At 70.7% G+C, this 6509-nt stretch carries 7 protein-coding genes and 1 pseudogene; 3 read left to right on the top strand and 5 right to left on the bottom strand.

Annotation, left to right across the window (positions count from 1 at the left end):
* Window positions 1-196: 196 nt before the first annotated feature.
* Window positions 197-613: a tautomerase family protein gene (locus ACWGI6_RS06835; protein WP_393905225.1), complete on the bottom strand. Its 417-nt coding sequence runs from the start codon at window positions 611-613 to the stop codon at window positions 197-199.
* Between the two features lie 118 nt (window positions 614-731).
* Here ACWGI6_RS06835 and ACWGI6_RS06830 point away from each other — a divergent pair, with 118 nt between their 5' ends.
* Window positions 732-1661, top strand: a complete 930-nt coding sequence (locus ACWGI6_RS06830) for a LysR family transcriptional regulator (RefSeq protein WP_453266500.1) — start codon at window positions 732-734, stop codon at window positions 1659-1661.
* A gap of 43 nt (window positions 1662-1704) precedes the next feature.
* Here ACWGI6_RS06830 and ACWGI6_RS06825 read toward each other — a convergent pair whose 3' ends face one another.
* The 4 genes from ACWGI6_RS06825 to ACWGI6_RS06810 all read right to left on the bottom strand — a co-directional run bounded on the left by ACWGI6_RS06825 (window position 1705) and on the right by ACWGI6_RS06810 (window position 4694).
* Window positions 1705-2199 carry a hypothetical protein gene (locus ACWGI6_RS06825; protein WP_453266499.1) on the bottom strand — a complete coding sequence of 165 codons (495 nt, stop codon included), beginning with the start codon at window positions 2197-2199 and terminating at the stop codon, window positions 1705-1707.
* A 238-nt stretch (window positions 2200-2437) separates the two neighbouring features.
* Complete coding sequence (locus ACWGI6_RS06820; RefSeq protein ID WP_453266498.1) at window positions 2438-2731, bottom strand: hypothetical protein; 294 nt, start codon at window positions 2729-2731, stop codon at window positions 2438-2440.
* A 347-nt stretch (window positions 2732-3078) separates the two neighbouring features.
* A complete protein-coding gene (locus ACWGI6_RS06815; protein ID WP_453266497.1) occupies window positions 3079-3291 on the bottom strand; it encodes a hypothetical protein in 213 nt (70 codons plus the stop codon).
* Window positions 3292-3443: 152 nt separating this feature from the next.
* Window positions 3444-4694: a GNAT family N-acetyltransferase gene (locus ACWGI6_RS06810; RefSeq protein WP_453266496.1), complete on the bottom strand. Its 1251-nt coding sequence runs from the start codon at window positions 4692-4694 to the stop codon at window positions 3444-3446.
* A gap of 552 nt (window positions 4695-5246) precedes the next feature.
* Here ACWGI6_RS06810 and ACWGI6_RS06805 point away from each other — a divergent pair.
* Window positions 5247-5711 (top strand): annotated as a pseudogene (locus ACWGI6_RS06805) (class I SAM-dependent methyltransferase); the annotation flags it as partial.
* Window positions 5712-5940: 229 nt separating this feature from the next.
* Entirely contained in the window at window positions 5941-6351 is a 411-nt protein-coding gene (locus ACWGI6_RS06800) for an NUDIX domain-containing protein (protein ID WP_453266495.1), read from the top strand.
* Window positions 6352-6509: the final 158 nt, after the last annotated feature.

The following is a 6509-nucleotide window of genomic DNA, read 5'->3' as shown; positions in this document are numbered from 1 at the left end:
TCAACCCCGGGCCGGGCATGTGCTCCCCCCCGCCTGGGGGCTACACCCCCCCTCACCGTGGGCCGCCGCCGCCCGCCCCGCCGTCGGGGCACAACGGTTCACTGGCAGCAGACCTGTGCCGCCGGCTGGTGCCCGTGGCCGGCCGTAAGCCGGCCACAGGCACCAGCGCAGCGCGGCCCGGCCGATGACAGGCAGTTCAGCGGGCAGCGAGGGCGGTCGGCGTGTCCCCGGCGCGGCGGTAGTAGTCGAATTGGGTCACTCCGTTGTAGCCGTAGCTCTCGGGGTGGAGTTCGTGCAGCGCGACGCCGGAACGGGGAAGCGGGCCGAGGATGTCCGACAGCAGCTCACCGGCCCTGGCGATGAAGGCAGCCTTCTCCGCGGCGCTGTTCGTGCCCAGGGTGAGGCTGGCCTCCACGTGCGCGTCGCGGGCACCGCTCAGCGGCCTGCCGTCGACGAAGTAGCTGCCGGCCGGGACCAGGTTGAGGTGAACGATGGTCCTCGCGCTGGACTTGTGCAGGACCGAGACCGCCAGCCGGGTCAGACCCTCGGCAAGGGCGCACTGGACGTCGGCCGGGAGGTCGGGGTCGGGGACGGTGACGCGGAAGTACGGCATGGCTCTCCTCGGCAAGTGCTCGGTGTGCGTCCGCCGGAGTCGGCGGCACGGATCAAGCGTCGCCAACCTGGCACCATGGATCCAACGCATAGCTGTCATAGACACATGAGGCCCTCGCATGACCGTGAACATTCCGCAGCTGAGGGCTTTCCTCGCCGTCGTCGACGCGGGCGGTTTCAGTGCGGCCGCCGCAGAACTGGGCATGAGCCAGTCAGCGGTGTCGCACGCCGTCGCCTCCCTGGAACGCGAGCTGGCCGCCCCGCTGCTGGTCCGCGCCACCCCGGCCCGGACCACGGCACTCGGCGAGCGGGTCCTGCCGCACGCCCGCATCGCGCTGTCGGCGGCCCGGTCCGTGGAGCGGATCGCGGTCGATGCCACCGAGACGATGACCGGCACCGTGCGGCTGGCCGCCACACCCACGGTCTGCCAGGGGCTGATCCCCGGTCTGCTCCGGCACTGGCGCGAGGACCAGCCGCGGATCACGGTGCGGGTCTTCGAGGGTGACAGCGCCGAAGTTTCGGGCTGGCTGGAGGACGGGACGGCCGAGGGCGCCGTCCTGATCGACCCGCCACCCGGCCCCGGCATCCAACTCGCGGTGGACTGCTACCGGGCCTTGCTGCCCCGGGACCACCCCTTGGCGGACGAGCCATCCGTCGACATCCGAGATCTGGAGGACGACCAGTTCCTGATCTCACCCAACGGCTGCGAAGCCCGCATCCGTACGATCCACGGCCTGGCCGGGCTGCGGTTCACCCCCACTCACCGGGTACGGGACCTGGCGACTCTGATCAGCATGGTGCAGGCCGGTATCGGCGTGACCATCCTGTCCGAGGTCTCGCGTGCTCTGATCCCCCCTGATCTGGTCCTGCTGCCGCTGGAACCCCAGACGTCGCGCCGTCTCGTACTGACCGGACCGCAGAGCCGCCCCTGGCACCCGGCGATCCGCACCTTGGCGGAGTCGGCCGCCGGCCATCTGGCCCGAACCGTTTCCCGGTCGTCCATGTCAGAGGAGGGACTGGCTCCGCCGTCGCAGCAGCACACGCCATGAACCGCACCAGGAGGGGCGGGGGCCGTCGCTGTGACGGCGGGGGTCACAGCGGGCGGAGCCTTTCGGGGCGGGCCCGGCCCGGCGGTTCGACTTCGAGATATCGGCGCCGGCGTGGTCCGCGGTACTCCAACGCTTCCCACCCCAGCCGTCGCAACGCGACGACGCAGCGCCGCAGCTCCTCCTGCTCGGCGTAGGCGGCGCCGCTTCCCGCAGGCCCCAGCCACTCGACCCGCGCCACTCCATGCGTGTCGGCCGCACACACGCGGTACCCGGTCGCCACCCGCTGACCATCCCCGTCGACTGCCGAGGGGGCAATCCCGGCAGCCTCCAGGGCCAGAGCAACGGCGCGTACCACTTGGTTGCGCTCCCATTCCGCCGGCACCGCAAGCGGATCGACGGCTCCTGCGTTCATCATCCGCCGGATCTGCAGCAACCCGTTGAACGCTGCCTGGACCGCGGTGTCCCTCGTCGGGTCCGTCTCCACCGGCGGGCAACCGTCGCCGTCGGCCACCTCGAAGCCCGCGCCGTCGGCGTTCACCCGGTCTCCTTTCCGCTGCGTGGCATGGTGCCAGTCTGCCGGGCTCGGGCGACCACGGTTCGTCGTTCCGAGACCGTTCCCGCGGGAACCGGGAGCAGGAAAGGAGCAGGGATTCCTCGCAGTCTTCGGCGGGCTGCGGTCAGGCACTGCCCGCTCACGACGTCCCCGTCCTCCGTAGGACGGCCGGCCGACGTGACCGACGGGGTCACTCCTCGCCCCGAACTCCTGACTCAGGTCATCAGGCGCGGCGGAGCCGGGCGGCAAGGGCGTGCCCGAGGAGGACGTAAAGCACGGCGGGCAGCCCGTAATTCAGCACGGTCCGCACCCAGTCCGGATCCATGGTGAACAGGTCGTGCGACCATCCGGCCAGCCAGCCGGCGGCCGCTCGCACCCAACTGACCAGGTCGTTGGCGCGGTTTGCGTCGAGGAGGGAGAACAGGATCCACAGGCCGAGGATCACCGCGGTGAGGTCCGCGATGACGACGATGACTTTCGCTGCTTCGCTTCTGCCGTTACGGACGTGTCTGGACATGACAAACACGTTGCCGCTTTCGGCCCGTCGAAACCCGGCCTCAAGGCCAAGCGTGGGGCCGGTACCGGCGGCGGCTACACCGGCACGTGCCCCGACTCGGCCGGCGCCCGGCTTCCCACCCCGGCCCGAAGAGCCGAAGCTGCGACTCCGGCCAGGACCGTTGCCCCGGGCTGCGGGCACGAGACCACCTTCCCGTTCGTGCAGGAGACCGCCTTCCCGTTCGTGCAGGAGACCGCCTTCCCGTTCGTGCAGGAGACCGTCTCCCGTTCGTGCCGGGCACGAGCGACACGGGAGCCCGCAGCATCCCCGGGTTCGCTCACCGGACCGGCGCCGTCATCCCCTGGGCGTCACCGGCCGGCTGTCTCCCCCAGGCTGTTGCTGATGGTCTCCAGCTGGGCCCGGATGGTCGACAGCTCGCGCAACGCCTCCCGGCTGTAGAGCGTCTGCGCGATCTGCGTCAGCGCCGCCGCCTTCGCCCCAGGGTCCGTGATCTTGGCAGCCAGTTCCCTGGCGTCGTTGAGCAACTCGCGGGTCTCTTCGCTCCAGTGCTGTCCGGACATGCCACTGCTCCCTGACGTCGCGGATCTTCTGCGACAGCTCTTCCCAGCCCTGGGCTTGCGGAATCGCACGGGCCGCGCCCGCCTGTTGCGGCGCGCGTGTGAGCGTCGTGCGATTTCTCCGAGTGCCCGCACGGGCCACGGCCGCAGAACGCTCAGTAGGCGGGGAACGCCCAGCCTCCGGGGTAGAAGGGTTCCCGATGTCCGCGGAAGGCGCTCGTTGCGCGTGCCAGGGCACCCGGCCGCAGTTCCTTGACCCGGCCCGCGGCCGCGAGGGAGGCCAGAGTCGTACCGCCGAGGAAAGCCGCGCCCAGCTCGGTCGAGGTCAGCTGGAGGTCGGCGGGATCGTCCGTGCGCTCGCACGCGACCGTTTCGTCGTCGGCGTGCAGCCGGTAGCGCCCGGTGTTCCACGGGCAGAAGCTGTCTTCCACATCCAGGACGAGGTTCAACGGCGTCGAGTAGCGGCGCCCTGCCAGCGCCCGGTCGACGTCGACCAGACGCACCCACAGGCGGTCCACCGGCGTGGAGCGCGCCGCACGGGGATCGGTCAGCAGATGCGGCAGCGGTTCGTCGACCGCCGCCTCGTACTCGATCCAGGGCACGAGGTCGATGCCGGCGAGGAACCGCCAGAGTGCGGCGTAGGCCCGGCGGCAGGTCGTCGCGCACTCCACGACCTGCACCGCGCTCTTGTCGTTGCCGAAGATGTCGAGTTCGCTCTTGATCCGGTAAAGCGCGTACCCGGTGACATGGCCGCTCGGATCCCGGTGCACGGCGAAGCGCAGCGACGTCGCGCCGCCGCGCGCCCGCGGCTCGTCGAACAGGCGGCTGTTCCAGGAGCCGTCGGTTCGGCCGGGCCAGCCGACCGCGCCGGTGCGAACCTGGTCGTAGACCTTCTCGATCAACGGACGGGCTTCATCGCGGCCCAGGAGCCCGATGGTTCCGTCGCCGAATTCGGTCCCGGGTCGGAAGGTCATGGAGCGCTTCTCGCACTGGAGCCGGGCCCCGCGCGTGGCGGGTCCATATCCGAAGCGGCCGTAGATGGCGGCTTCGGCAGGGCGGAGCACAGCGACCGGCTCACCGCCGGAATCGTGCAGGTCGGTGAGCTGTTTGCGCATCATCGCGGTGAGGATGCCGCGGCGCCGGTGGGTGGGGGCCACGCCGACCCAGGTGACGCCCGCGACCGGGAGCACGGCGCCGGGAACGGCCAGGGAGCGGGTGTAGGCCGCGGTGCCGGCGACGGGGGTGCTGCCGTCGAAGGCGGCGATCGTGCGATCCAGTTCAATCGTGGCTCGTTCGGTGGCCAGTTCCTCGTCGGACCGGTCCTCGCCGTAGGTGTTGGAGACCATGCGGGCCCACGGCACGAACTCGTCATCGGTGAGGGTGCGGAGAGGGTGGGGATCAGTCACCGGACCTGTGTAGCGGACAACGCAACGCCGCGCGATCGAATAAACCGTTCCCGAGCCCGAGTTGGCGGTCTGCGAGATCACCAGGGAGCCCGCCATGGCCTCCTTCTCACGTCGCCTGCGGGTGCATCCGCTCCCTGGTCGGGTCGGTCCTGGGGGGACGCCTCCCCGTCGCCGACGGCCCGAGGCGGAGTGCTGTACAAGCACACGCCTGTACTGCTGCTGGACGAACCGACGGCGAGCATGGATCCCAAGGCGGAGGATGTGCTGCGTGACCACCTCCGCTGAACCGGCGCCGCGAGGGCCCGGGCGATGCGTGCGGCGCCGCGCGGTCCCCGTGGCGGCACCGGAACCTCCGTCGCGGCAACTGCCCCGCGCGCCGCCCGGCCAGTCCCCCCGACCGGTGACCCGATGAACCGGTCCCAACTCCCCAGCCGGCGGGCACGGCCACGATGCTCATCAACGACAACGACGAGTACCTGCTGCACCTGCCCGACACCTTCTCCTGATCCTCACTCACCTATCCGGTACCTCCGCAGCTGAAGGGTTTCCGCCATGGGACACGCGACGCAAGACGAATGGGATACCCACTACGGAGCAGGCCGTTCCTTCCGGCCGCTCGGCGACACCGAACACCTCCTCTTTCGTGACCTTGCCCCCGCCCCGCCTGGCGGTGGCCATGCCCTGGACGTGGGCTGCGGCGTGGGCGAACTCGCTCGCCACCTCGCAGCCCTCGGCTACACCGTCGATGCCGTCGACTACGCCCCTTCAGCCATCACCACCGCCACGCAGATGCCGATTGCGGCCGGCACGGGAAGATTTGTGCAGTGCGACATCGAGCGGGACTCCCTCGACGGCCTGCACAGCTCGTACGACCTGATCGTGTTCCGGCTGAGTTACACCTTCCTCCACGACCGCACGCGAGTGATGCACCGGCTGCGCGAACGGCTGAGCCCCGGCGGCGCGGTGGTGGTGATCACGCCGGTCGTGGACGAAGTGCCCGCGGAGCGGCGCGATATTGCACTCGACGAGGAGGAGATCCGTCTGCTGTCTGCCGGATGGCGCACGGTCGAACGACGTGATGCCGAAGGGCTGGCGATCATCGTGCTGCGCGACCCTGAATCGAGCGCGGTGGCGTTCGGCGGCAAGGGGCACCCGTCCCCGCACGCGCTGACCGGCGCGGGCGTCGTGGTGACGGACGATGCGGGCCGTGTGCTGCTGGGCAGGTCCGTGCGGGGGGGTGTGGGAGTTGCCCGGTGGCAAGAACGACGGCGACGAGTCGTTCGTCGAGGCCGCCGTGCGCGAACTCGAAGAAGAGACCGGCCTGCAGGCCGAGGCGGCCGACGCGTGCCTGCTGGCGATCTTGATGGACACCGCCCATGGCATTCCGCGGGTGACCGGCGCCGTGCGCGTCGTCGCCTTCCACGGCGAGCCGGCCGTGCGGGAGCCGAAGCTCGTCCACCGCTGGGAATGGCATGACGTGGCCGACCTGCCGACGCTGGCATCCGGGCTGTTCACGCCCAGTGCCCATGTGCTGGATGTCGTCTGGCCCGGACTACTGCCCGGCCTGCCACCCGTCCACCGCCACCGCCTCGTACAGCCACCGCGGCCGGACGATCCGGCCCGGGCGCGGGCAGCGGATCGGCTGCGCCACGGCTGACGCACCGGCTGCCTGACGGGCCGCTGCTCGCACCGCCACAGACCTCGAACGCTCACCGAGCGGCTGAGCAGGGGCGAGACTCAGGGTCCGGCATGGAACGCCGAGACGGACACCGCCGTTGCTCAGTCCGTGTCCTTCGCTCACGGGCCCGCGCTGGT

It is taken from the genome of Streptomyces sp. NPDC054786 (assembly GCF_053611685.1).
Note: the sequence above shows the minus strand (reverse complement) of the source record. Positions and strands in the feature narration are given on the sequence as shown.